The organism is Pseudoalteromonas sp. 1_2015MBL_MicDiv, assembly GCF_002407505.1.
GTDB lineage: Bacteria > Pseudomonadota > Gammaproteobacteria > Enterobacterales > Alteromonadaceae > Pseudoalteromonas > Pseudoalteromonas fuliginea.
In genome coordinates, this window is record NZ_CP012737.1 from 2,286,492 (window position 1) to 2,311,295 (window position 24,804).

19 protein-coding genes are annotated in these 24,804 nt (G+C 38.2%); 8 read left to right on the forward strand and 11 right to left on the reverse strand.

Going from position 1 to position 24,804, the window contains the following annotated elements:
• Positions 1-42: 42 nt before the first annotated feature.
• The 5 genes from AOR04_RS10325 to AOR04_RS10345 form a co-directional block, all read right to left on the reverse strand.
• Positions 43-1,179 carry a glycosyltransferase gene (locus AOR04_RS10325; RefSeq protein ID WP_096793283.1) on the reverse strand — a complete coding sequence of 379 codons (1,137 nt, stop codon included), beginning with the start codon at positions 1,177-1,179 and terminating at the stop codon, positions 43-45.
• Positions 1,180-1,183: 4 nt separating this feature from the next.
• Positions 1,184-1,888, reverse strand: coding sequence for an acyltransferase (locus AOR04_RS10330; protein ID WP_096793284.1), 705 nt, complete (start codon positions 1,886-1,888; stop codon positions 1,184-1,186).
• Position 1,889: 1 nt separating this feature from the next.
• A complete protein-coding gene (locus tag AOR04_RS10335; protein ID WP_096793285.1) occupies positions 1,890-3,245 on the reverse strand; it encodes an O-antigen ligase family protein in 1,356 nt (451 codons plus the stop codon).
• Positions 3,246-3,455: 210 nt separating this feature from the next.
• A complete protein-coding gene (locus AOR04_RS10340) occupies positions 3,456-4,649 on the reverse strand; it encodes a lipopolysaccharide biosynthesis protein (RefSeq protein ID WP_232525468.1) in 1,194 nt (397 codons plus the stop codon).
• Positions 4,650-4,657: 8 nt separating this feature from the next.
• Entirely contained in the window at positions 4,658-5,809 is a 1,152-nt protein-coding gene (locus AOR04_RS10345; RefSeq protein ID WP_008135498.1) for a glycosyltransferase, read from the reverse strand.
• A 204-nt stretch (positions 5,810-6,013) separates the two neighbouring features.
• Here AOR04_RS10345 and AOR04_RS10350 point away from each other — a divergent pair, with 204 nt between their 5' ends.
• Positions 6,014-6,934, forward strand: coding sequence for a glycosyltransferase family 2 protein (locus AOR04_RS10350; protein WP_096793286.1), 921 nt, complete (start codon positions 6,014-6,016; stop codon positions 6,932-6,934).
• A gap of 84 nt (positions 6,935-7,018) precedes the next feature.
• On the opposite strand, the gene AOR04_RS10355 is transcribed toward AOR04_RS10350, so the two are convergent.
• From AOR04_RS10355 to AOR04_RS10365, 3 genes are read right to left on the reverse strand one after another with little or no spacing between them, the layout of a single operon-like run.
• The gene (locus AOR04_RS10355; protein ID WP_096793287.1) at positions 7,019-7,969 is read right to left on the reverse strand and encodes an endonuclease/exonuclease/phosphatase family protein; all 951 of its coding nucleotides are present in this window, start codon (positions 7,967-7,969) and stop codon (positions 7,019-7,021) included.
• A 35-nt stretch (positions 7,970-8,004) separates the two neighbouring features.
• Positions 8,005-8,457, reverse strand: a complete 453-nt coding sequence (locus AOR04_RS10360; RefSeq protein ID WP_096793288.1) for a hypothetical protein — start codon at positions 8,455-8,457, stop codon at positions 8,005-8,007.
• The gene (locus AOR04_RS10365) at positions 8,457-10,649 is read right to left on the reverse strand and encodes an LruC domain-containing protein (protein ID WP_096793289.1); all 2,193 of its coding nucleotides are present in this window, start codon (positions 10,647-10,649) and stop codon (positions 8,457-8,459) included. Before AOR04_RS10365 ends, AOR04_RS10360 begins: the two co-directional genes overlap by 1 nt.
• Before the next feature lie 429 nt (positions 10,650-11,078).
• On the opposite strand from AOR04_RS10365, the gene AOR04_RS10370 reads away from it, so the two are divergent.
• The gene (locus AOR04_RS10370; protein WP_096793290.1) at positions 11,079-12,569 is read left to right on the forward strand and encodes a SulP family inorganic anion transporter; all 1,491 of its coding nucleotides are present in this window, start codon (positions 11,079-11,081) and stop codon (positions 12,567-12,569) included.
• A 10-nt stretch (positions 12,570-12,579) separates the two neighbouring features.
• On the forward strand, positions 12,580-13,431 hold the full coding sequence (locus tag AOR04_RS10375) for a universal stress protein (RefSeq protein ID WP_096793291.1): 852 nt from the start codon (positions 12,580-12,582) through the stop codon (positions 13,429-13,431).
• Positions 13,432-13,473: 42 nt separating this feature from the next.
• Here AOR04_RS10375 and AOR04_RS10380 read toward each other — a convergent pair whose 3' ends face one another.
• Positions 13,474-14,379 carry a LysR family transcriptional regulator gene (locus AOR04_RS10380; protein ID WP_096793292.1) on the reverse strand — a complete coding sequence of 302 codons (906 nt, stop codon included), beginning with the start codon at positions 14,377-14,379 and terminating at the stop codon, positions 13,474-13,476.
• A 117-nt stretch (positions 14,380-14,496) separates the two neighbouring features.
• Between AOR04_RS10380 and AOR04_RS10385 the strand changes: the two genes are divergently transcribed.
• Positions 14,497-15,120 carry a glutathione S-transferase gene (locus AOR04_RS10385; RefSeq protein ID WP_096793293.1) on the forward strand — a complete coding sequence of 208 codons (624 nt, stop codon included), beginning with the start codon at positions 14,497-14,499 and terminating at the stop codon, positions 15,118-15,120.
• Positions 15,121-15,344: 224 nt separating this feature from the next.
• On the opposite strand, the gene AOR04_RS10390 is transcribed toward AOR04_RS10385, so the two are convergent.
• Both AOR04_RS10390 and AOR04_RS10395 read right to left on the reverse strand, forming a co-directional pair.
• Complete coding sequence (locus AOR04_RS10390; RefSeq protein WP_096793294.1) at positions 15,345-16,112, reverse strand: toll/interleukin-1 receptor domain-containing protein; 768 nt, start codon at positions 16,110-16,112, stop codon at positions 15,345-15,347.
• A 229-nt stretch (positions 16,113-16,341) separates the two neighbouring features.
• Complete coding sequence (locus tag AOR04_RS10395; RefSeq protein WP_096793295.1) at positions 16,342-18,471, reverse strand: 2Fe-2S iron-sulfur cluster-binding protein; 2,130 nt, start codon at positions 18,469-18,471, stop codon at positions 16,342-16,344.
• A gap of 395 nt (positions 18,472-18,866) precedes the next feature.
• Between AOR04_RS10395 and nirB the strand changes: the two genes are divergently transcribed.
• From nirB to AOR04_RS10415, 4 genes are all read left to right on the forward strand, one after another.
• Positions 18,867-21,440, forward strand: a complete 2,574-nt coding sequence (gene nirB, locus AOR04_RS10400) for a nitrite reductase large subunit NirB (RefSeq protein WP_096793296.1) — start codon at positions 18,867-18,869, stop codon at positions 21,438-21,440.
• The gene (gene nirD / locus AOR04_RS10405) at positions 21,427-21,780 is read left to right on the forward strand and encodes a nitrite reductase small subunit NirD (RefSeq protein ID WP_096793297.1); all 354 of its coding nucleotides are present in this window, start codon (positions 21,427-21,429) and stop codon (positions 21,778-21,780) included. Before nirB ends, nirD begins: the two co-directional genes overlap by 14 nt.
• Positions 21,781-21,789: 9 nt before the next feature.
• A complete protein-coding gene (cobA, locus tag AOR04_RS10410) occupies positions 21,790-22,653 on the forward strand; it encodes a uroporphyrinogen-III C-methyltransferase (RefSeq protein ID WP_096793298.1) in 864 nt (287 codons plus the stop codon).
• Between the two features lie 274 nt (positions 22,654-22,927).
• Positions 22,928-24,190, forward strand: coding sequence for a nitrate- and nitrite sensing domain-containing protein (locus tag AOR04_RS10415; protein ID WP_096794118.1), 1,263 nt, complete (start codon positions 22,928-22,930; stop codon positions 24,188-24,190).
• Positions 24,191-24,804 lie beyond the last annotated feature (614 nt).

Consider the following 24,804-nt stretch of genomic DNA (forward strand, 5'->3'; position numbering starts at 1 on the left):
GAAGGTAGTTGCACAGGCTGCGCCAAGATTATCGTTTACTGCCTAAGGCGCTTTATTTAACATTAAAATATCATGTTGAACGAGCAATGCTTTTGACTCCCAACTATGATCTTTAGCGATGTCCTGTTGCGCTGATTTAAGAGAGCTTAACTGTTCTTTATCTAAGGCAATTGCCTGATCTATTTTATTTATAAAATCGAATTGATTTTTTGCTATGTAAATATTCGACTTATAACGTGTTACGGCTGGAAAGTCCGTGGCAACAATCGGGCTTCCTGCGGCTAAATACTCTTTTAACTTTAACGGATCACATGCTCTAATTTGCTCATTATTTACAAATGGTAAAATAGACACATCCCAATGTGCCGAAAACTCCACTAAACGTTCGTGATCAACAGCTGGCACATGTGTAACGTTTTTAAACTGCATTAGCTCAGATGTGCAAGCAACAATATCTCCGACCAAAAGCAGTTGATAATTTGGTCGCTCCGCAACAAGCGCTGTTAATAAACTGATATCTAACCACTGATTAATACTTCCATAAAACCCAATTACTGGTCCATTTAAAACATCTATTTCTGGGGCTCTCTTTACATCAGACGTAAATAAATCATAACTCACACCATGGGGAAGTAGCTTTGTTTTATGAGCCGGCATTTTATTGTTTAAAAAATCACTCACAACATAAATTAGGTCGGCTTTCTTAATTAAATTTTTCTCAAAGGATGACACTAAATTAGGATCGACACCTGCCAATGCATTAAAATCGTCACCACAGTAGTAAATAAGGGTGTCTTGTGCTTTTTTAGTGAAAAAGTATTCTGCGGTAGGCACACTTAACCAATACGTTAACGGGCCATTACTTTGAATATCTTTAAAATAAAAAGAAAAAACCCACCTATTATAACGCCTCACAAAGCGATTATCGTGCCATGGCAAGACTGGTAATCGGTAAACTTGCATCGTCGAAGGTGTTTTAATTACCGTGTTTTCAGGTTTACTAAAAAGCTGCTTAAACTTTCCCCAAACTCGTTTTATATCGTGTAATTTAAAGCGAGGTTTTCGCATACCTATTGAGTTAACCCAATGTATTTCATGATTCTTAGCCAATTGAGAAAATAAATGTTGCGTACTACTCGGGTGACTTGCCCAATCTTCGCCAAAAACGATAAATTTCATATTATTATTCCTTGATGTGTTTGACCACTTTAGCTGGATTACCTGCTGCAATAGTAAAAGGCGGAATGTTTTTCGTAACAACGCTTCCTGCGCCTATAATTGCCCCCTCGCCTATAGTAACGCCAGCAAGAACAGTCACTCCAGTACCAAGCCACGCACCACGTTTAATAGTAATGTCGCCAATTTGAGACTCATCATCACTCTCCCCAAGTGCTCTTCGTTCACAATTAACTGGATGGCCAGGAAAACCAGCTAAAAAAATACGTCCCGCGAGCCGCACATCATCTTCTAACGTAATATTTCGACCTACCGAAAATGCATTCTGCCAACCTATATCTACATTATTACCAATAACTAAAGTTGGCGTGGTAACGCTACCCATCCGCCCACAAAAAGTCGATATACCCGACATCCGTACATTATCGCTGCACTCAATTTTAAGCTCCCCTAAAACTTGTGGCATACCTGAGTAAAGAAACAACTGTTTTTTACTCCCTTTTATCTGACTTTTAAACAGTGGGGTGTAATAAAGTATTCTTAGTAATTCATGGGAAAATGTTTTTAAAAATTGATGTAGGTAATAGAATCCAGAGTGAAATAACGGAATAACCACCATTTGTGGATTGCGAAGATAAGTTGCAAAATAAAACAGCGATTTCGCAACAGGATGAGGGCTATTCTTAAGCCAGTATTTAAAATGTATTAACATACTACGATTCCTTATTGCTTTGTATTGTGAGCTTTTCTAGCGCAATTGTTAGTGCCAGAATAATATATAAAGGCCAAGTAAATGCTTGTGTTAGGAATGTACCAGCAACCATAAACCCAATAATGCCAGCCTTTAATGCATTAGCATTAACAACAACTTGGTGGTTGTAGTTAAGTTTATTAATGCAATAAACTCTCGAAAGACTTCGGTAAATACTGGCAATTAAAACCAGGAATATACATATTCCAACAAAACCTGTTTCACCTAAAACCTGAAACCAGGTGCTATGTACTGCATGATTCTTGCCATCCCAATGAGGACTGTAAAAGTAATAATTTACAAAAAAGTTATCTACACCAACGCCTGTTAAGGGGTTCGACAGCGCCATATTAATTGCCGCTTGCCACGCGTATATTCGACCCATTGCAGATTCATCAACCCCATCTTCTGCAGCTCCACCGCTTTGCCTGTCGCTTATACCAGCAAAAACCATCATAGCTAACATCGCAACACCTGCACACATTGCAACAACGACAGGATTTTTTACTTTTTGATATAAAAAGAAGCTTAAGATAGCCGCAATTCCTAATACCCCACCGCGACTTTGCGTAGCAATAACACCAGAAATAGTAAAAATTAAACCGATTGCTGCAAATATTCGACGGTATTTATTAACTTGTGAATTGAATAACTCAGCGGCTAAAAAAGAAACGGGAAACATTAACACTAAAGATAAATCGTTTGGATCACCCAGTTGTGAGCGATACTCACGAGAAATAGTCACCCGAGTACCTTCAATTAGACCAATGCCATTAATTTTGTTGTTTAAAGCAACCAATGCAACAGCAACACCAGAGATCATGATCCCCATGCGAACAAAACTAAAATGAGAGAACCGTGTTAGCCACCAGCTGATAGCAAACACCATAATAAATACCTTAACCAGTACCCCTATCCAATACTCTATTGCCAGCCCTTTGTTTGTTGCACTAAACACACACACCGTAAGCCAAGCAAACCAAATAACAAAAATCAGATGTGTTGAGCTCCAATGCGGCTTTAAGGTTTTTGAAATAAACAAATGCCATGTAATTCCTAACAGCGAGGCGAGCGCCAACATTTTAGGTATTTTGAGGGGCATTAAAAAAACAAAGGCTTCGTGTAATCTAAAATAACTAAATAGAATAAAAAAAATAATAAATACAGTACTTATCTTAACCGCTAAGTATCCTGCAAATGGCAGCAGTAATAATGCAAATGCAGCAATAGGACCAAATAAAATATACAGCACAAGCGTTAGCGCTGTAATAAGCAACCCATTTATAATTAAACAATGTTTTTTATACCAATTAATCATGCACTCTGCCCTTCAATATGTGATGAATGACATTGCTAATTATTTGATTATATTTATGACAAAGGATCATTAAAAAACAGATAAATGTGATGAGTTGGCAGATTACATATTGTGGAAAGTCAAAAGCACTCATCATATAAATGACTAAAAAACATCCCCAGCTCGGCACAAGGTTTTTTACACTAAACGACAAATATTCAAGCTTTTGACTTATAACAAAAAAAGTATTGCTTTTAATAACTGGGCTGCCATTAAAGCAATAACAGCACCCAGTACAGCTAATTCAGACACCAAAAAGAAAAGCAGTATCAGTGCTGTTAAAGCACTAATAACATTCACTACAGTGACAAAAAAACCGTTGAATTTGGTATAACAACCAATATTTAATAAATCACTGTGGTGTCTTAGTACCACAATCACAATTAAACTCGGTAACAGCCATATATTTAATTGATAGCTATCGGGTAATACTACGACTAAAAGATGAGGCGCCACTATCGTCATAGACGCACAAAGTAATATGCCAATATCCAAACTAAGTTCGCATAAAAACACATAACGAGTACGATCTTGTGCTAACTCATTAAAACGACGAGAAAACCACCACATTCTAATCGGTTCAAAAGTAAACGACGCCATTAATGCAAACTGCACTGCAACGTAGTATTGAGCTAGTTTTTCTTTACCTACACTTGCTACAATAAACCAGTTTTCAGCACCGTTATTTGCGTATACAAACAATGAAGAGATAATAATGCTTAATAAAAACAGACTATTTTTATAGCTAATATTCCAAGGAATATATTTAAAGCCGATGCTAATCTGCTGAAAAACAACCGATAATGCTATAAATAATACACAAGCACTCGATACAACACCCGACACCATCACACCGGTTACCCCATAGCCTAAATAAAGCAATACAAGCGTACACACAGTTTGAACAATGCCCTGTAGTATAGCTAAAATACAAAACTGCTTAGCCATCTCGTAGTATCTAAAGTAACAAAATAAAATTGAAAGCAGCGATGATAGTGCTAAATTAACAGCCAACAGTTTTATATCTATCAAAGTTAATGAAACAGGCAGTAACGCGCTAAACGGCTCTGCAAAGTAAACACATACACACACAAAGATACTGCTGAATAAACCACATAAAATAAATGCATCTCTAAATAATGCTCGCTTTTTTTGAGGGTTGTTTATTTGTTGCTTAAAAAGTAATTCCGGTAAGCCTAAACATAAAAGTAACGACATAACCGCTGATATTGACACTAAAAAAGTTAGCTCACCAAACTCAGTTTGACTCAAAATACGTGTAGAAATAGGTAATAAAGCAAACCCCAGCACTTTAAGTGATAAGGTAGATAAACCAAAATATGCAATTTGCTTAATTCCATTCATAGTTTCACCTACACAGTTTGAATCCAGTTAGATAGCTTTTTAGCTTGCGAATTTGCATCAAACTTTTTAGTCACTAATTTTTTAGCATTTAGTCCTTTTGCGTATCTTTCATACGGGCTAAGGTCACAAAATTCAGTTAAAATTCTTTCGAGACCGCCAATACTAGAAGGCTCACATTTAAACCCAACGGAGTCATTAACAATTTCTTTTGCTCCCATCAGTTCTGTCGTTATTACAGGAATACCACTGGCCATCGCCTCTTTTAAAACCACAGGTCCGGTATCGCGGTCACCATTACTAGACACACAAAAAGGAGCCACTAAGGCAGAGTAATCACTGGTGTTTTTTGCTAGCCATGTGGGGCTTTTTGCACCTAAAAACTTAACTTCAGTAACAATATTAAGTTCTTCACATAAATAAATTAGATCATTTAATAAAGGCCCTTCCCCTACAATATCTAGCGAAATAGAGTATTTTTTATTTAACTTTTTTATTGCTGGTAATAGAAATTGCAGACCTTTTTTTTCAACTAATCGCCCTACAAATAAGAGCTTTACTGACTCATTTAGACGACTTGGTTTGGCGTTAAACATACTTAAATCGATACCACAGTGCAGTAATTGAACCTTACCTGCGCTGTAATTATTTAGCTTTATCTGCATGTCTTTACATACCGCAACTGAGAAATCACACAGTGATAATTTAAGTTTTAAATCAGAATCGTTCACGTAAACATCGTGACCGTGCCCTATTGAGGACACGCTAACACCTGCAATTTTGCTGGCAACTATTGAATATGTGAGCGGGGCATGCATGAAATGGCAATGGATATGAGAGATTTTACGAGAATGAATTATCTCAGCAATATTCAGTCCATAACCCATTAGCGATACAAGAGAGATAGCGCTAAATTTACTGGCCAATATGCTACTTTTAAGTGCCATAACAGGGTGTTGTAATGCAAAACTAATAGCAGACTGAGTCGATTTTTTTATAACAATAATACGAACGCTATTATCTAAATTGATGCACTCATTCAAGTTTTCGAACGTCAGCACACTTACTTTATGTCCTGCTTTAACTAAAGCATTGATTTCAGTAACGACAAACGTTTCTGATGGAATGTGAAAGCTGGGGACAACAATACCAATATGTTTCATTTTAAAAACTCCAGATAAACTTAATGTTACTTCGCAAGAACTATGCCCTGCAAAAAACGGCTTAAATGAGCATTAAAAAATCAATATGCGAAGATAAATCGCAATATGCAAACCATTAAACAAAAAATCGCCCCGAAGCGTATTAAAATCGTTGGCGCTTATCTTGCGTAGTCTAACTACCTGAGAAAATGAAGGTTACTTAATATGAGCATTGAAGTAAGCGTTATTATTCCTAATTACAACTGTAAACCCTATTTAGCAAAGGCAATATCAAGCATTGTTAGACAAGAGAATATTAGCTACGAAATACTCGTCGTCGATGATGGTTCAACTGACGGCAGTGTCGAATGGTTAGAAAATCTTCAAAAAACACTGCCTGAAATTAGAGTCATTGCACAACCAAATACAGGGGTTGTAAAAGCGAGAAACAGAGCAATATCTGAGGCTAAAGGCGATTACATTGCCTTTTTAGACGCCGATGATTACTGGACAGACGACAAGTTATCCAATCAAATTAACTATATGAAACAAAATAGTGACTGTGTTTTAAGTTTTACTAATTACATGCATGTAAATGAAAAATATGAACCAATTATTGATTGTTTCTCTTATTGGCCGGAGTTCTCAAAATTTATAGATAAAAATAGCACAGGGTATCAAAACCTTAAATCACCTATGGACTTACTCCTATTTGCTAATGTGATAGGCACGTCTTCTGTGGTGGTAAAAAAATCAGCTATCAGCTTCGTTGGAAAGTTTGATACTTCACTCAATAGCGCAAGTGATTGGGATTGTTGGTTAAAATTAGCTCGAATTGGTGATGTTGCATTTTCACTTCAAACATCAATGGGCTATTTAATGAGGGCAGGCTCAATCACAGCAAATAGAAAAAATAGACTTAATGCAATGAAAGTAATCATTTCTCGATGCAAAAACGATACTGGATTTGATACAAAGCTTAAAGCTAAAGCGAGAATGTTAGAGTGTTATGGTGAGTACTACAGGGAAATCGGGCTCAAATTTAAAGCCTTACGTATTACAGCGGCTGCTTTTATGTTATTTCCTCACAAACGAAATTTTCAGCACCTATTACATGATATAAAACAGACGATTAAGCCATCGTGAGCAATTTTTATATACCAAAGCCCATTAAATAGCTTACGCAAACCGACTTTTAAAGGCTCAGCATAAAATCCTGAGCCTTTAAGGTTAATCAATAATTAAATCATAACTAAGCATTCTATGATCACTGCCTTTAAAGTCACTCGCTGTTAATCTTTGCAAATTAATGCCTTCACTCATTATACAATGATCTATGGCTAAGCCTGTAAAAATAGATCGCCCACGTTCAAAAGGCATAAAGCTCACATACCGCTCACTTTCTCCGTAACACGTTTTACTATCATCCCAATTAAAGTATTGAGACCAAGGGACAATATTTAAGTCACCAGCGATTACCCAAACGCCCTTTTCATTATGTGCTGCCGTGTTTAGTGCTGCTAATAACGTATTTCTATTTTGCCAATGTTGTCTTGACCGTGGGGAAGGAGGATGAGCTACAAAAACCGTGACAATGCGATCTATAAATAAAAACTTCAATTTAATGTAACCTAATCTATCAGCATCCAGTTTAACTTGATGCTTATACACCATAGGTATTCGTGATAAAACAACTATGCCATAGGGAATTCCTTCTATCTCTTCATAGCCAAACATATCAGTTGTACTTAAAAATTGGTTCAGTAAATTACGATTTTTGTCGCTGAATTCTTGTAAAATCAACACATCCCATTTTTTTTGCAACAACGTTGCTAAATGAGTTTCTATATATTTATTACTATAGTTTAAGTTTATTTGCTTAACAGATAATACCGGCCCACTGTAGGATGTTGAGCTAGATAGATTAAATAACACAGGGGTAACCCCTACAATACACACAAGTAGTAATGCGGCTCCTAATTTAAATAGTTTGAGGGTAATTAATAGCAGCGCACACACTAACGCAGCTGACAATAATTGTAAGCGCAGAGACATAAACACATCTGCATAAAAATGCTCTAAAGGATTATACGCAAGTGCAATAAATAACAATGCGGCTAACAAAAGAATAATCCGCAAAAAAAATCGTTGCGGATTATTAATACCTAAGGCTCTAAACATAAATTTTTGACCCCGTGAGTGAAAACTTTCAAAGGTTATCGCATTATAAATAACTGTTGTTGTTCGCCTGAATTATATTCCCATGAATATAAAAGTGGCTGAGTAGAGCTATCGTAAAACCAAATTTCGGCTATTAACTCAATATCTTCGCGACTCAGTGTAAGCTGTTTTTCAAGCATACTATTGGCCAATGGCCCTCTATAAACGCAGTTATTATAATCTGCCCGCTGTGCTGATATTTTCTTTTGGCATACATTTAAATACGCTCTAACCTCTCCCAGTCCAAGATCAACATCAAGATTAAGTGAGTATTTAGTGGAAAGGTTAAATTGTTCATCAATTTGTAAAGCTGCTATTCCTGCAGGTTCATTTGAACTTTCCAAAGGTAGAGATACCGCTGCCTCAGGAGCTTTTGATTCTTCTGAACCCGAGCCGCCACATGCAATTAAACCTAGTGATAACATTGAAATTATAATAGCGTTATTCATTATTGATCCCCTTTTACAACATTATTAATACTGTAATCATTAAACCATTTTGTTTTTTGCGCACCCGATGACTCTGCAAATTCGGCAAAGCTGCCATAGGCATCAGTTATATCAACACCCTCAAGTGGATGGAGCCATTGCATACCAACTTCCATTGCCCAAGGTAAGCCACTTTCACTAAGGAAATACAAACCTTTACTTTGATCGCTCACATCATCAGAGCCAACATAGTTATAAAATGAGGAGTCAAACGCTTCAGTCGGCGTTTGATTTTTGATATGCACTTCCCAGCTTCTGGATTCTTTTCCTACCAAAAAGTCTCCGTGATAAAAACCATCTGTTGCAAAAATAAAGGGGTCAAGAAGTGTACCTGGAGAGGCTGTGATTGCTTTTGGTAATTTTAATGGAATGGTCATGCTAAATGTGACTTTAACGTTATCATCACAGTTATTTTCTGTTCTAAAGTATTCACAACCGGACTGTTTAGAAACGTACTCCCACGTATCTTGCATAAAAATTAGAATAGCTTCATCGCGGTTTTCTTCTAAATAACGGCCATTTTGCAATTGCCCATCAATAACCAAAGAAATAGCACTCTCATCAACTTCATTTCTTAAAATTGAGAGTGGATTACCATTTACCGTTTCCTTTAGCCTCACAGCAAAGCCATTATGATAGGTCGCACCAATACCTATAAGTTGACCATCTATTTTGTAGCCAACTACACTGCTCCCTTCTATTAGCTGAGTCGTTCTGTAATTTAGTACGACATCATTAAAATCGTAATCACCTGCAAACGGCCATTTATCTTCGTAAGCAAGCGTTACCCAATCACTCTCACCTGGATACACTGCACTGGCAAATGTAGTTACTTCGTAATCTTCAACTTCGCCGCCAAGTACTCCCCCTGTTGCGGTGATAAGCGAGGCTTCGGTACCATCAGTTACTCTAAATCGAGCCCATGTTTGGCCTGATTTTGTATTACTAGGAACACTGACCAGAATACTGTTATCACCCTCATTAAGCTGAAGTTTGGTGACCGTTCGTTCATCTTCACTAAATGCTCCGTTTTGATCCCAATCAAACCATGCATATAAAAAGCTAGTCGCTGATGCCCTAACTATGATTTGGCTATCTTGACCTGCAGATATTGCAGTTACAAAACTAACCCCATCATCCGATCCATCAATCGGAAAATTAACTAAATCAGCTTCTGTATTTATATTTTCGCCATCAACAGAATCTCCTAGATAAATTAACTCACTGCCAGTGCTATTAGGATCAAACAGATGCCTAGCGCCACTTTTTTCAAGACTCGTGTTATAAGGTGCTGGTGCATCACCAAAATCAATTGAGCTATCGGTGACTTTAACTTCAGCTATGGCACAACGTGCCCCATCGTTTTGGCTTGATTTAGGGCCTGATGTAAATACGTTAGCAACCGGCGTATAGTCAACAACTGGGCTAATGCTTAAATCAACCTTATGAATTTTACCGCTTTTGTTATTACTGAAATAAAATTGCCCATTAATATCAAAGTATGCAGCTCCAAAAGCCCCAGTATCATCACCAATGTCTACTTGAGTAATAAATCGAGCGGTATTAGCTGCTATGTCTATTTCATGCAAGTCACCATTAGATTCTACAGCGTATAATAAATTACTCTTTGGGTGAAAAGCGAAATCAAATATACCTAGCTTCCATGTATCTGAATCAGGTAGAAGTGTGGCCGTAATAGAGGCATCTAAATCACCATCTAGGTTGATAGAATAAAGACCAAAATTTGGAGTATAAACATAATATGAAGCGCTCTGAGTTCCTTCATCTTCAATGACTTGAATATCACCAACGTAAAAATTTGTTGCAGGAAGACCCACAACATCTAAGCGTTTCATTTCAAAATCATCATCGATTTGCACAACACTACTTGGTAATTGCTTACTAAACCCGTATAAATATTGATCTTTATAATTAAAGCCTATTGCGTTAACACTTTCATTATTAGCCTCATTTGCAAATGTCAGCTCTGTCGTTAAAACGGTAGGTTTAGCAGACACTAAATCTATTCCATACAGTTGTGCTTTTGAGTTTTGCATTAAAAAAGCCTGACTTGGACATTCATCAAATGGCTGACTTAAAACAGCACACGGAACTAGTGATAAAAGTGCTGTGGATAATTGGGTTAATTTCATAATTAGTTGCCCTTATTTATTAAGTAAATAAATCAGTGCAGACTTCATTCCAAAATTTAGTACATTGAATTCTTTATAAAAAAATAAAATAGAGCGATTTCTATGCATGTTGCAACTCTATTAATTTGCATTATGCGAATTAATACCGTGTTTATAAAATAGATATGACGGAAAAAGTTCTAAGTATGAGAGGTGTTAAAATTATTAGTATCGCAAATAAACCAGCTAGCTTATGAACTCTATAAATACCAAGATATTAACTTTTTATCTAACCATAGGTGCTTTTTAAAATTAAAATGCCCTTAGGTAATCTATCTTCCTTGTTTGTCAGCGCTTTATCTGTAAGCTTTATTAGGTGTGCGAGAATCACTGTTATTTAAATAAAATATTCCCTTATACTTTGGGAAACTAACTCATTAGGTTATTTACATGTTTGATCACGTAAAAAGAGATTGGCTCTCTAATGTTCGTGGCGATGTGCTTGCTGGTATTGTTGTGGCGCTTGCCCTAATACCTGAAGCGATTGCCTTTTCTATTATTGCCGGTGTTGATCCAAAAGTAGGTTTATACGCCTCATTTTGTATCGCCGTTATTATTGCCTTTGTAGGCGGACGTCCTGGCATGATATCGGCGGCCACCGGTGCAATGGCACTGTTAATGGTGACGCTAGTTAAAGATCATGGTTTGGAATACTTACTGGTTGCTACCTTACTTACCGGTGTACTACAAATATTTGCAGGCTTTTTAAAGCTCGGTGAATTAATGCGCTTTGTATCGCGCTCTGTTGTAACAGGGTTTGTAAACGCGCTGGCGATTTTAATATTCATGGCGCAGTTACCTGAGCTGACTAATGTTACTTGGCATGTTTATGCGATGACCGCGGCGGGCTTAGGTATTATTTACTTATTCCCATATATTCCAACTATTGGCAAAATACTTCCCTCTCCTTTAGTGTGTATTGTTGTTATTACACTGGTTTCAATATTTTTGGGTCTTGATATAAGAACCGTTGGCGACATGGGCGAACTGCCAGACACTCTACCTATATTCTTATGGCCCGATGTACCGCTAACACTCGAAACACTGCAAATTGTTTTACCGTATTCAATTGGTCTTGCTGTTGTCGGCTTACTTGAGTCAATGATGACCGCCACTATTGTTGATGACTTAACTGATACAACGAGCGATCGTAATAAAGAATGTAAAGGCCAAGGTATTGCTAATATTGGCGCAGGCTTATTTGGTGGTATGGCGGGTTGCGCTATGATTGGGCAATCAATTATTAACGTTAAATCGGGGGGGCGCGGCAGGCTTTCTACCTTTATTGCAGGCACATTTTTAATCATAATGGTGGTGTTTTTAGATGAGTGGCTGCGTTTAATTCCTATGGCAGCCCTAGTTGCCGTAATGATTATGGTATCGATTGGTACATTCTCTTGGACATCTGTTAAGGATTTAAAAAAGAACCCGCTTTCATCAAACGTAGTGATGATTTCCACCGTTATTGTGGTTGTTGCCACGCATAACCTAGCCATTGGCGTTTTAGTTGGTGTGTTGTTAGCTACGTTGTTTTTTGCCAATAAAATTGGTCGCTTTATGGTGGTTAAAACCAAGCATGATGAAAGCAACGATAAAATAACCTATGAAGTCGTTGGCCAAGTATTTTTTGCCTCAGCTGAGCAATTTATTGCATCGTTCGATTTTAAAAATGCGGTTTCTAACGTCGTAGTTGATTTAACCCATGCACATTTTTGGGATATAACCGGTGTATCGTCACTCGACAAGGTGGTTATTAAATTTAGACGTGAAGGCGCAACGGTTAATATTATTGGTATGAATAGCGCAACCGAAACTGTAATTGATAAATTTGGTGTGCATAACAACCCTGAAGAAGTCGAAAAACTACTTGGCGGACATTAAGGAGAATGCAATGACTAAAATAATTACCTATGTAGATGGCTCAGCCATTACAAAAAATGTAACCGATGCTGCTATTTGGGCTTCACAAAAGTTAAATAAACCAATTAGCTTTGTGCATACAATTGAAAAAACGCAGCAAACAAATGTTGGTGACTACTCTGGTAGTATTGGGCTTGGTGCACAGTCAACACTTCTTGATGAAATGACTAAGCTTGACGAACAACGCTGCAAAGTAAGTTTAAAAATGGCTGACGAATTATTAAACTCAGTAAGTGAGCATGCTAAATCGGCAGGTATTACTAATTTTGAATTAATTAAACGCCACGGTGATTTGCTCGATACCGTTATAGACTTAAAAGACGACACACGCCTTATTATTATTGGCCAAAATGGTGCTGGACATAGTAATAGCTTTGCGGTGCTGGGCTCACATATAGAAACCTTAGTGCGTAATGCAACACAACCTATTTTGCTTATTCCAGAAACATTTAAACAACCTAAATCATTTATGATTGCGTACGACGGCCGCGAAACAGCCGACAAAGCGCTACAACAAGTGATTGATGGTGGCTTATTACATGGCTTGCATTGTCATTTAGTGAGCATTAAAAATAACGAAAAAGACCTTGAAGAAAAATTTGTTAATGCACAGCACAAGCTTGTCAGTATGGACTTTGAAGTGTCGGCAAGCTTTTTAGAGGGCAATATTTTTGACTCGTTAATGCAATATAAAGAGCAAAATAATGTAGAACTAATTGTAATGGGTGCATTTGGGCACTCTAAATTAAGGCAGTTTTTTGTGGGCAGTAACACCATTAAAATGCTCGAAAACAGCGATGTGCCTGTGGTTATTTTAAAATAAGTTTAAAATCAATCTTAAAAGCCTAAAATCACTTAACTGATTTTAGGTTTTTGTTTTTGGCCTAGCTTCAAACTTTTCAAATAAAAACTGAATAAACGACGTGACCTTTTGAGCCACAAACTTTCTATGCGGATAAATAGCAAATAAGCCAAACTCAAAGGTTTTATAGCCTTGCATAACCTGCACAAGCTTGCCCGATGCAATATCGTCTCTCACCACTATTTCAGGGATTAAGCCAATACCGCCACCCGCTACAACCACCTCTTTTACTGCTTGAGGATTATTAACCGAAACACGCGAGTTTACGTTTGCCGTTAATGCCTCACCAGTAGGTGAAACAAGTGGCCAATGGCGACCTATTTTAAAGTTGCTATCAATCACTGTGGCGTGTTGTTCAAGCTCATCAACACTCGTAGGAGCACCAAAGCGGTTTATATAATCTGCCGACGCACATAAAATTAAAGGGTAACTGGTAATTTGCCTCGCGATTAAATTAGAGTCAGACACACTGCCAATTCTTATTGCTAAATCAACCCCCTCTTCTAGCAAATCAATTGTTTTGTCTGAAAGCACTAAATCAATACTTAAATCGGGGTATCGGCTCAGTAACTCAGGCATTAACGGCGCAAGGTTTGATTCACCAAACGACACCGGCGCACTCACCCTAAGTTTGCCGCTAGCAAGCGCTGTTTGACCCGATAAGTTATCGAGCATTTCACTGTAGCTTTCAATTACCGGCACTACGCTTGTGTAATAACTTTGCCCCGCTTCGGTAATCGAAATTCTGCGCGTGGAGCGGTTAAATAATCTAACCCCTAAGTCTTGCTCTACAATGCCCACGTATTTACTAACCAGCGCCTTTGAAAGCCCTAGTCTGTCGCCTGCGGCTGTAAAAGAGCCTGTTTCAACAACCGCTATGATTGTTTTAATGCCAATAATAGTATCCATGATTGTCAATATAGCATTGACATTTATTCCTTACTAGCTCGGTTTTTCAAAACTGTTAATAGTGAAAGAATAGCGTTATTAAAAATCACTATTCAAATTAAAAAAACAGGACAACCCATGAGCAATCTAACGCTATACCGTTTTACTTTATCTGGTCATTCACATCGTGCAGAGTTATTTACATCGCTTTTAAAGCTTGATGTAAATATGGTTGATGTGGCATTGCAAAACGGCGCACAAAAACAAGCCGACTTTCTAAAAATGAATATTTTTGGACAAGTACCAGTACTTAAACATAACGATGACATTATTAACGATTCAAACGCTATTTTACTGTACTTGGCACAAAAGTTTGATGCTAAAAGAACCTGGTACCCAGAAGATATTACGGTGCAAGCGCACATTCAGCGCTGGTTGAGCGTTGCTGCAGGGCTTGTGGCTTCAGGACCGTGTGCAGCGCGTTTAGTTACTGTGTTTGGCGCGCAGCTTGATCATCAAAACGCGATAAATATTGCCCACACATTATTTAAAACAATGGATGCACACTTACAAAATCGCGAATACTTAGTAGGCACTCAGCCTACTATTGCCGACATTGCCAATTTTTCGTACATAGCGCACGCACCAGAGGGCGGCGTATCGCTTGAACAATACCCAAATATTTTAAGATGGTTAAACAATGTACGTAAACTTGATGGTTTTATAGCAATGCCTGAAACAAAAGCGGGTTTACTCGCTTAGTTTTAAGTTTTTAATATTGTTTTATAAGAGGCTATTAAGCCTCTTCTTTTGTGCTTGTTTAAGTGCTACTTGAGATTCAGTGATAATATTTATAATTGGTAATAGGTTACAAAGTTTGCTATTGATATAAATTAACAATATGGAGCCTCTTCATGTAAACAATGAATGCCCTCTGTTAAGCTATTATGAGAATAAGCTGTCGGTAAATTAGATTAACCTAAAACCTACTCCGTTACCCAGTTTTGTTGAATTGCATATAACTTTGTCTTGTCAGTTAGTTCAAAACCGCTTATGTATTGAGCACCATTAAATAATGTTGATCCGACTATAAAACCGCCTGACTTTAATTCATTAACATAGACCTCACTAAATATTCTTGAACACCCTAATAGATTCTGTACATCATCGAGTGTGTAAAAACCAGCACCTTTATTATAACCTTCAACCCAGATCTTTAATAATTCAATCTTTTTATCCATAACACTTTCAACTGGCTTTTCGAAAACCGATTCAAATGGGTTATTGCCGACAGGTGGTTCTTTAAATAGTGGTGCTTCATGAATTTCACGGAGAAGGTTATCAAACTGCAATTCAAATTCATCTTCGCGAGAAAAGTTGATATGTAAACGACTTTTTAAAAACGTGGGAACAGTATGAGTTCCATCTTGACGAATTAGAGGGATAACTTTTTTTGTATCAATCTGATTCATATATTCAGAAGTAATAATCATTTTCTCATAACCAACACCACCTAAACCGTCATTAGCTTTATTAACATATACGTCAGTACAAACCATAATAATACGATCTGATTCCGCCACACTTGCTTCCATGAATCTTCCTAAATCATCACCTAAACCAAGTCGGAATTGGTCTAAAACGGCATCAATACCTGAGTTTCGTAATCGTTGTGCTAGTTCTAGCACCCACTTTTTATGAGCTTGGCTATCATGAGAATATGAGATAAATACTTTAGGTACAGTAGTGGTCACAAGAATTTCCTTATTAATCAGCCTTTTTATTAAATGATCATAATATAGCATAACCATCAGATACACTTGATAAAAATAGAATGCTCAATATGAAAATCGGCTAGTAATGACTTAAACAAAAATTGAAGTAGAGTGCTAATTTGGCAAACCATTAAACAATAACGTCCTCACATATAATACATATACTGAATTTAATGAAATACCACCTGTATATTTTTCTTTTCAAGCTTTACAGCTCTAAATCAAGCTCCTCTATGCCTTTAGCCGGTACGGCGCAGCAAATTAGCGCCTGACCTGCCTCTACTGGGTAGCTTACGTTATTGCGATACACTACGGCGCCTGCGTTTATTTTTACGGCGCAACTGCCGCAGCTGCCGTTTCGACAGCCAAATTCAGGTTCTAAACCATGGGATTCGGCTACATTAAGTATAGTGTTATCGCCTTTATTCCAGCGTTGTTCAAAGCCCGATTTACTGAATTTAATCACGGTGTTGTCGGCTTCCTCAGTGCTAATCTCTTTGCTTTTATTAGGTGCTTCGTTTGTGTTAAGCACTTGGCGCTTAATAATGGAGGGCCCAAATGCTTCAGCAAATATGTTTTTGTCCTGCACACCGAGCAATAACAGTTCGTTATATACGTGTTGCATAAACGCAGCAGGTCCGCATAAAAAGAACTCGTAATCATCAAGTGGTAAATAGTACCTAAACACATCCGCATTTATGCGCCCTTTTAAATCAAAGCTCTCATCTTTTAAATTAGAGCCACCGCCTTGCTTTTCATCAAGCTCAGGCTGAGATAAAAGTGAGTAGTAATCAATTGCGCCGCCACTCGTGTCTGCAAGTGTTTTTAGCTCGTTATAAAACGCACGCTGCTGTTTATTTTTAGCACTGTGAAAAATATGCAACGGGCGAGTATAACGGGTTCTTAACCCTTCATTGGCAATATGTTTAGCCATTGAGATCATAGGTGTAATACCTATTCCGCCACCAATGAGTACCGCAGGTTTAGCACTGGTTGGGTCAATAAAAAATTGCCCTTGTGGGTATTTAGCTAAAATAACGTCACCTACTTTTACGTTATTATGAAAGTAGTTAGACACCTCGCCATTTAGCTCTTTTTTAATCGATAACCGATAAAATAGTTCATGCGGGCTCGATGACACGGTGTAGGTTCTAATAACAGGTTTGCTATTACTGTTATTGCTACTATTTTTACACGGTATTTGTACAGTTAAATGCTGCCCAGCTTTAAACGGTAACAAGGTTGTATTGTTATGCCCTTCTAAATAAAAGGAGGTAATTACATTACTTTCTTTAATTATTTTGGTTACTTTTAAAGGCTGCCAAGTATGTTTTAGTTTTTCGGCTTGTTTGTTTTTATCAGCCTCAAGCCACGTGCCCGTCATTTTAGTATTAGGGGAATAAGCATCAAATTTAGCACTAAACGGGAGTAAGTTTTTTAGCCACATTCCTTTAGTGAGGGTAAATTTCCAGCCTCGGTCTGCGCCAATAAAGCCCTCTAACTCTGGATGCCCGTCCCATAAAATTTCAACGCTGCCAGTAAGCATTAATACATTACCCGTGTCAAAATCAGGAAATAACAAACCTGCTTTTGGGTTTAACAAAAAGTTACCCAAGGTATTAAAAAAATTGTTACCTGCGTAGTCAGGAATCGTTAATGTATTGCCTTCTCGCTTTACAAAGCCCGGCAACCCACCACGGTGAGAAACATCAACCCCTTCAATTTTTGGATTGTTTTTTGCGGTTATAAAACTCGATACAAAAAATGTATCGGTGGTGTCAATTAACGCACTGGCTACGTTATCAAGTGTATTAAATTCAACTTTTTGTACTGCACTACTTTTAACTAAAGGATCTCTATTAAACGTTAAGTCGCGCGTTTGAATATACTGCGGGCAATTTCCAAAGGATTGATCAACATTAAAACTCACCTGATTATCGTCAATTGCCTCACCCACGCGCACATTTAAACGGTTACGCCTGCGCGTGCCTAGCTCAATGCCTAATAAACCAATTGGCGAGCCGGCAATATTTAACGTGTTATGTAGAGGGTCGTTTTTATCAACCGCGTGGGTCATTAATAACGACGTAGGCGTTGGGGCGCTTAAAAAGCCTGGCTGCCCTGAAACAATAGATACCCACGGATTAGCGTTTTCATCAACACTGCCTGCAACCACAAATAGTAACTGCTCAAAAAATGCTTGATGCTGCTCTGGCATAAATGAGCGCACGGCACGTTTACCAAATGCTGCCATTATTTCTCGTTTACCGAGTTTGTCTTGTATTGCCAGCTCGCCTTCATGAAAAGGTGAAGCACCTATTGAGTCTGTGTTTATCATTTTGCTTGTAAATCCGTGTGCGTATTTCATGGGCTAAATTTAACGCAATACACAATAAATGATAATGGGTGTTTTATTGACTGATAATGCACAAAACAATGACAATACTTGCACCCTCTTAGTGCCAGTCGCGCACCAGCATATAACAAAACGGGTTTTATCCTCACTCTAAAAAAACATTAAATACAATTTAAACAATAACTTAAAAAACTGGCTGTATTTTTGCAAACACTCTGTTAACAAGCCCGTTTTACTTACGGCAAAAATTTAGGTTGTGAGCACAATAGCTATTAGCAACCATAGGCAAAGAAGCCCGCACACAGTTATGCATATTGCGTATTTGTGGCGGGCTTTTTTGTTAATTGTATTTAAACCGTCACTTTAAGGAATGCCCTATGCAAACCTCGCAAAAAATACTCATTATTGGTAATGGTATGGTCGGACACCACTTTGTTGAGCAAATGCGCCAAAGCGATGCCAACGCAAACATTACCGTACTTTGCGGAGAAGCAAATCTTGCATACGATCGCGTGTACTTATCAAGTGTATTTGATGGCAAAACAGCCGCCGATTTAGCACTTACAACTCACGACAACTATAAACAGCTTAATATTAATGTGCATACCAGCCAGTGGGTTGAAGGCATTGATAGATCAGCAAAAATAGTGACCACATTAACCGGTGAGCAATACCCGTACGACAAACTTATACTTGCAACCGGTTCGTTCCCATTTGTGCCGCCTATAAAAGGTAACGACCACCCCCATTGTTTGGTGTATCGCACATTAGAAGATTTAGAACAAATAAAAGCCAGTGCCGCTGTAAGTAAAAGCGGTGTTGTTATTGGTGGTGGTTTGTTAGGGCTTGAAGCGGCAAACGCCATTAAGCAATTAGGGCTTGATACCCACGTAGTTGAATTTGCGCCACAACTTATGGCTGTTCAACTTGATGGACAAGGCGGTACGCTACTAAAAAATAAAATAGAAAAACTCGGCGTAACAGTACATACATCAAAAGCAACCAGCGAAATAGTAAAAGGTGAAACGAGCCGCTTTAGATTAAATTTTTCGGATGAGTCATTTTTAGAAACAGACCTAATTTTGTTTTCTGCCGGTATTCGCCCGTATGACCAACTCGGCAAAATTGCTGATTTAGAACTGGGTGAGCGCGGCGGTATTATTATTAATAACCAATGCCAAACGTCAGATCCTGATATTTTAGCCATTGGTGAATGTGCCCTGTGGGACAAAAAACTATTTGGCTTAGTTGCACCGGGTTACAACATGGCGCGCGTTGCAGCGAGTCAATTAAGTGGTGGCGAGCTTGAGTTTTTAGGTGCCGACATGAGCACAAAACTTAAGCTGTTAGGCGTAGAAGTAGGCTCAATTGGCGACGCTCACGCAAAAACGCCAGACTGTAAAGAGCTTATATATCAAGACGCTATTCGCGGCTGTTATAAAAAAATCATACTAAGTGAAAAAGGCGACAAATTACTGGGCGCTGTACTTGTTGGCGATACCAGCGATTACGATACTTTATTGCAGTACATGCTTAACGACATGGACTTACCAGAAAACCCTGAGTGTTTAATTTTACCAGACAGCGGCGGCGCGCCGTCGTTATCGGGCAGTGCCCTACCCGATACCGCCACTATTTGTTCGTGTCACAATGTGAGTAAAGGCGACATTGTAGGTGCAATTGATGGCGGCTCATGCGATTTAGCCTCTGTAAAATCATGTACTAAAGCAGCAAGTGGCTGTGGTGGTTGTGCAGCGTTATTAAAATCTGTTGTTGATAACGAATTAGCAAGTCGCGGTGTTGAAGTAAACAACCATGTATGTGAGCACTTTGCATATTCACGCCAAGAACTACTGCACATGGTAAAAGTAGAAAGCATTAAAAACTTTGATGACTTACTAACTAAACACGGCAGTGGTCATGGCTGTGAAATATGTAAACCTGCCATTGGCTCTATTTTAGCCTCAACATGGAACGACTTTATTTTAGAACCCGCTCATGTTGGCTTGCAAGACACTAACGATACCTACCTCGCAAATATGCAAAAAGATGGTTCGTACTCTGTAGTACCGCGTATTGCTGGTGGCGAAATAACCCCCGACAAACTCATTGTAATAGGACAAGTAGCAAAAGACTTTAACCTGTACTGCAAAGTCACTGGCGGTCAACGTATTGATTTATTTGGTGCGCGCTTAGAAGAGCTTCCTGTTATTTGGGAGCGACTTATAGAAGCCGGATTTGAGACCGGTCATGCCTATGGTAAGTCTCTTAGAACCGTTAAATCGTGTGTGGGTAGTACGTGGTGTCGTTATGGTGTGCAAGACAGCGTTGGACACGCAATTGAAATTGAAAACCGCTACAAAGGGTTACGTGCACCGCATAAATTTAAAATGGCGGTATCGGGTTGTACCCGCGAATGCGCCGAAGCACAAAGTAAAGATATTGGCATTATAGCCACCGAAAACGGCTGGAACTTGTACGTATGTGGTAATGGCGGTATGCGCCCTCGCCATGCTGATTTATTTGCGACCGATTTAGACACGCCAACACTGATTAAATACATTGACCGCGTAATTATGTTTTACATTAAAACGGCTGACAAATTACAGCGTACATCGGTATGGATGGAAAATCTTGAGGGCGGTTTAGACTACCTTAAAAGCGTAGTAATTGACGACAGCTTAGGTATTTGCGACGAGTTAGAAGCGCAAATGGAATTAATTACACAAACCTATGCGTGTGAGTGGAAAAAAGCCATTGAAAGCCCAAATGCTGCCAAACGATTCCGCCAGTTTGTTAATAGCCCCGAAACCGACGATAACATTTTATTTGTACAAGAGCGTAACCAAATCCGCCCTGCTACAGAAGCCGAAAAGCGTGAGCAACGTAATACAAAAAACCGTATTCCAGTAATGGAAGTTGAAGAGGAGCAAGCTGATGTCTTGGCATAATATTGGAACAATCGACAACCTAGTGGCTAATAGCGGCGTATGCGCATTAGTTAATAATCAGCAAGTGGCTATTTTTTACATGCCAGAAAATCCAACGGCTGTGTTTGCCATTAGCAACTACGACCCGATTGGCAAAGCCAATGTATTGTCGCGTGGCATTATTGGCTCAATCGACAATAAATTAGTTGTCGCATCGCCTTTATATAAGCAACACTTTTGCCTAGAAACAGGCGAATGTTTAGAAGCAGAAGCAATACACTTACCGGTTTTTAATGCAAAAATTGAAGACGGCAGTGTATTTATAAGCTCTGAACCAAAAGTTACAATAGCTGTGGCTTAAGGGAATAGTATGAGTGTACTGTCTTATTTTTCGGGTATTGAAAACGTGTGGCTAAATAAGCTTGTTACTAAGCTAACAAGCTCAAATAGTCGCAGCGTCAAAAGCGGCAACGTTTATATAATTGGTGCGGGCCCAGGAGACGCAGAGCTAATTACGGTAAAAGCGCAGCGTTTAATTAATACCGCCGATGTTGTTTTATACGATTGGTTAGTAAGCGATGATTTATTAAAAACGCTTCCTAAAAAAGCACAGCGAGTATTTGTAGGTAAACGTGAGGGTAAACATTCGATGACCCAAGCTAACATTTGCGAACTACTGGTTAAATACGCACAACAAGGCTTAAACGTAGTGCGTTTAAAAGGCGGCGATCCGAGTATATTTGCACGTATTAACGAAGAAGCCGATGCGCTTAGTGAGCATAATATTAATTTTGCTATTGTTCCGGGTGTGACAACGGCTTGTGCTACGTCCGCTTATACGGGAATTCCGCTAACAGCAAGGGACGTAGCGCGCAGTGTTACGTTTTTAACAGCGCAGTTTGCCGATCCTAACAAGCAACCTCATTGGCAAAATTACGCATTTGAGCAAGGCAATAACAACCCCACTTTAGTGGTTTATATGGGGCTTTCGCGCTTACAAACGCTAAGCTGCGGTTTGCAATCAGTGGGCTGGCCAAGTAATACACCCATCGCACTAATAGAGAATGCCACTACTACTAAGCAAAAAGTAATTACCAGTACGCTTGAGAAAATAGTAAATGAGCATGCTAAACACAACCTTCAAGGCCCTACCCTAATTATGATTGGTGAAGTAATAAATCATAAAATGGCAATTAGTCCTGAGTTATTAAACAGTATCAATGTTAACGCATGATACAAAATGAATAATGCACTTTTCGCGCTTACTACCTCCCCAGGAGTAGGCGCTTTTTTTGTTTTTAATTTGGGTTCAAGTTGTGTGCAATAACATGTTTAAATGCACCAAATAAGTTAAAAGTAATGGCAATTTAAATTATAGAAATACAGTGACAAACAAAAATTATACTTTAAGTAATTGTATTAGCTTGATTTTAAATTCAATGATGAAATTTATTAATGATTGGAACAGTGGTTGCACTTTAAAAACAAAAAAGTGTGGAATCATACCAATGGCGACAAGTAATCCTCTCACAAAACAGTTTTTATTAGCGGCTAAGTATCAAGAAATACATGCCCTAAAGCAATTACAAAACAGTTGTGCCTCGCTTACTAAATTAGGCGATTTTGTACACCAGTTACAAAAAGAGCGCGCGATGAGTAATATATTTTTGGCCTCAAATCGCGAGCGATTTAAAACCCAATTACAAGAACAAATCCCTTTAAGCAGCAGCGCACAAACTGCATTTTATGATTCTCTTAAACAAACATTTATAAACGACAACGCCGATACTGGTCATACTCGGTTATTTAATTTAATTACCTATAGCCTGCAAACACTTGAGGCATTGCCCGTACTACGCAATCAAATAGCACAACAAAACATTAGTGCAGTGCATGCTACGCAGTCGTTCACTCAGTTAATTGCTAGTTTACTCAATATTATTTTAGAGGCAGCAGATGGCGCAAGCGATCCCAAAATAACGCGCTTATTAGTCGCATTTTTTAATTTTATGCAAGGTAAAGAGTACGCAGGACAAGAGCGTGCCTGTGGTGCACAAGCATTTGCAGCGAGTAAATTTACCACAGAACAAAAACAACAACTCGCGCATTTTGTACAAGAACAAAACCACAGTTTTGACTTTTTTAATGAGTACGCCGATACGCACCTTTTAAAATGCTTTGCCACATTAACAACACATCAGGTTAATAATCAGGTAGAGCAACTTAGAAGTTTACTGCAAAAACTCGATGACGAGAACGCTCAACCGCTCTCGCAACTAAGTGAAGTATGGTACGAAGTAACCACCACGCGCATAGATATAATGCACAAAATTGAACAAAATATAGCAGATCAATTAATTGATACCGCAGCAATGCAAATAGCCTGTGCTCAACGTAGCTTAAATACCAATAAGCAGGTACTTAACAATATGGCAGAGCAACACATAGCCCCAATTTTTGGGCAATTAGCCATTAAGCAACCAGAGCCAGAAGTAAGCCAAAATATAGCGGCCGATAAGCTCAATAGTAATAAAAGTATGTATGATTTAATTATCGAGCAAAGCCAGCATATTAAACAAATAAACCAAGCGTTACTTGACGCTAAAAAAGTTATTAGTGAGCAAAAGGTCATTCACCAAGCCAAGTACATACTTATTGAGCAGTTAAAGCTCACTGAAGAACAAGCCCATAAACAACTTCAAAAGCAAGCGATGAATTCACATAAAACGTTATACAGCGTAGCGCAAACAATTGTGGAACTGAGTGATTGAAGTAATAAATAATCTACTTTCTGGTTAATAAAATGGTCAATACTACAATTCAAAAATTTTACTTAGCCTGTATTGCAAGTAGCATTAGCTTTGTTCAATTTCCACTAAACCCAAATTTAGCCGTGTGATTAAACTTCATTAATTAAAGTTTAATTTTGCGAGCTTAACACGCCCTATTATACCTTTTCTGATTAAACTAATTATGACCAACTCCCTTAATTAAGTGAGCTACTTTGAGATAAGAAAACCTGATAGATAACAAGACAGAAATTTCGTTATTAGTAGTTCTCGACAGTTGCCTCTGCATCCATAGTCGTAAACCAGTAATTTTAACGCGGTTAGCGTCAGAGTTAATTCTCAAATTGATTAAGCATTATTGCGAACTGATATTAAACCGTATATTAAAATGCCTGTGTAATTGCTTTTAAAAACCTAAAACACGGTGTATTTAAATTAGGTAAGCTTTTAATTTAAAAAGTTAATTTATAAAAATAGATTATTTAAGCAAACTCATAATAATCAACTACAATAAGTTAATTACTTGTTACATAGCGTTTTAATGTGAGGGCATTTTATATTAAGGCCTGTTCATCTTTCGAGGTTGAATTTGCAGC

What these genes read in the sequence shown, in the direction of transcription:
- AOR04_RS10325 (WP_096793283.1), bottom strand. Translation starts at nt 1,179, where the DNA reads ATGAAATTTATCGTTTTTGGCGAAGATTGGGCAAGTCACCCGAGTAGT.
- AOR04_RS10330 (WP_096793284.1), bottom strand. Translation starts at nt 1,888, where the DNA reads ATGTTAATACATTTTAAATACTGGCTTAAGAATAGCCCTCATCCTGTT.
- AOR04_RS10335 (WP_096793285.1), bottom strand. Translation starts at nt 3,245, where the DNA reads ATGATTAATTGGTATAAAAAACATTGTTTAATTATAAATGGGTTGCTT.
- AOR04_RS10340 (WP_232525468.1), bottom strand. Translation starts at nt 4,649, where the DNA reads ATGAATGGAATTAAGCAAATTGCATATTTTGGTTTATCTACCTTATCA.
- AOR04_RS10345 (WP_008135498.1), bottom strand. Translation starts at nt 5,809, where the DNA reads ATGAAACATATTGGTATTGTTGTCCCCAGCTTTCACATTCCATCAGAA.
- AOR04_RS10350 (WP_096793286.1), top strand. Translation starts at nt 6,014, where the DNA reads ATGAGCATTGAAGTAAGCGTTATTATTCCTAATTACAACTGTAAACCC.
- AOR04_RS10355 (WP_096793287.1), bottom strand. Translation starts at nt 7,969, where the DNA reads ATGTTTAGAGCCTTAGGTATTAATAATCCGCAACGATTTTTTTTGCGG.
- AOR04_RS10360 (WP_096793288.1), bottom strand. Translation starts at nt 8,457, where the DNA reads ATGAATAACGCTATTATAATTTCAATGTTATCACTAGGTTTAATTGCA.
- AOR04_RS10365 (WP_096793289.1), bottom strand. Translation starts at nt 10,649, where the DNA reads ATGAAATTAACCCAATTATCCACAGCACTTTTATCACTAGTTCCGTGT.
- AOR04_RS10370 (WP_096793290.1), top strand. Translation starts at nt 11,079, where the DNA reads ATGTTTGATCACGTAAAAAGAGATTGGCTCTCTAATGTTCGTGGCGAT.
- AOR04_RS10375 (WP_096793291.1), top strand. Translation starts at nt 12,580, where the DNA reads ATGACTAAAATAATTACCTATGTAGATGGCTCAGCCATTACAAAAAAT.
- AOR04_RS10380 (WP_096793292.1), bottom strand. Translation starts at nt 14,379, where the DNA reads ATGGATACTATTATTGGCATTAAAACAATCATAGCGGTTGTTGAAACA.
- AOR04_RS10385 (WP_096793293.1), top strand. Translation starts at nt 14,497, where the DNA reads ATGAGCAATCTAACGCTATACCGTTTTACTTTATCTGGTCATTCACAT.
- AOR04_RS10395 (WP_096793295.1), bottom strand. Translation starts at nt 18,471, where the DNA reads ATGATAAACACAGACTCAATAGGTGCTTCACCTTTTCATGAAGGCGAG.
- nirB (WP_096793296.1), top strand. Translation starts at nt 18,867, where the DNA reads ATGCAAACCTCGCAAAAAATACTCATTATTGGTAATGGTATGGTCGGA.
- nirD (WP_096793297.1), top strand. Translation starts at nt 21,427, where the DNA reads ATGTCTTGGCATAATATTGGAACAATCGACAACCTAGTGGCTAATAGC.
- cobA (WP_096793298.1), top strand. Translation starts at nt 21,790, where the DNA reads ATGAGTGTACTGTCTTATTTTTCGGGTATTGAAAACGTGTGGCTAAAT.
- AOR04_RS10415 (WP_096794118.1), top strand. Translation starts at nt 22,928, where the DNA reads ATGGCGACAAGTAATCCTCTCACAAAACAGTTTTTATTAGCGGCTAAG.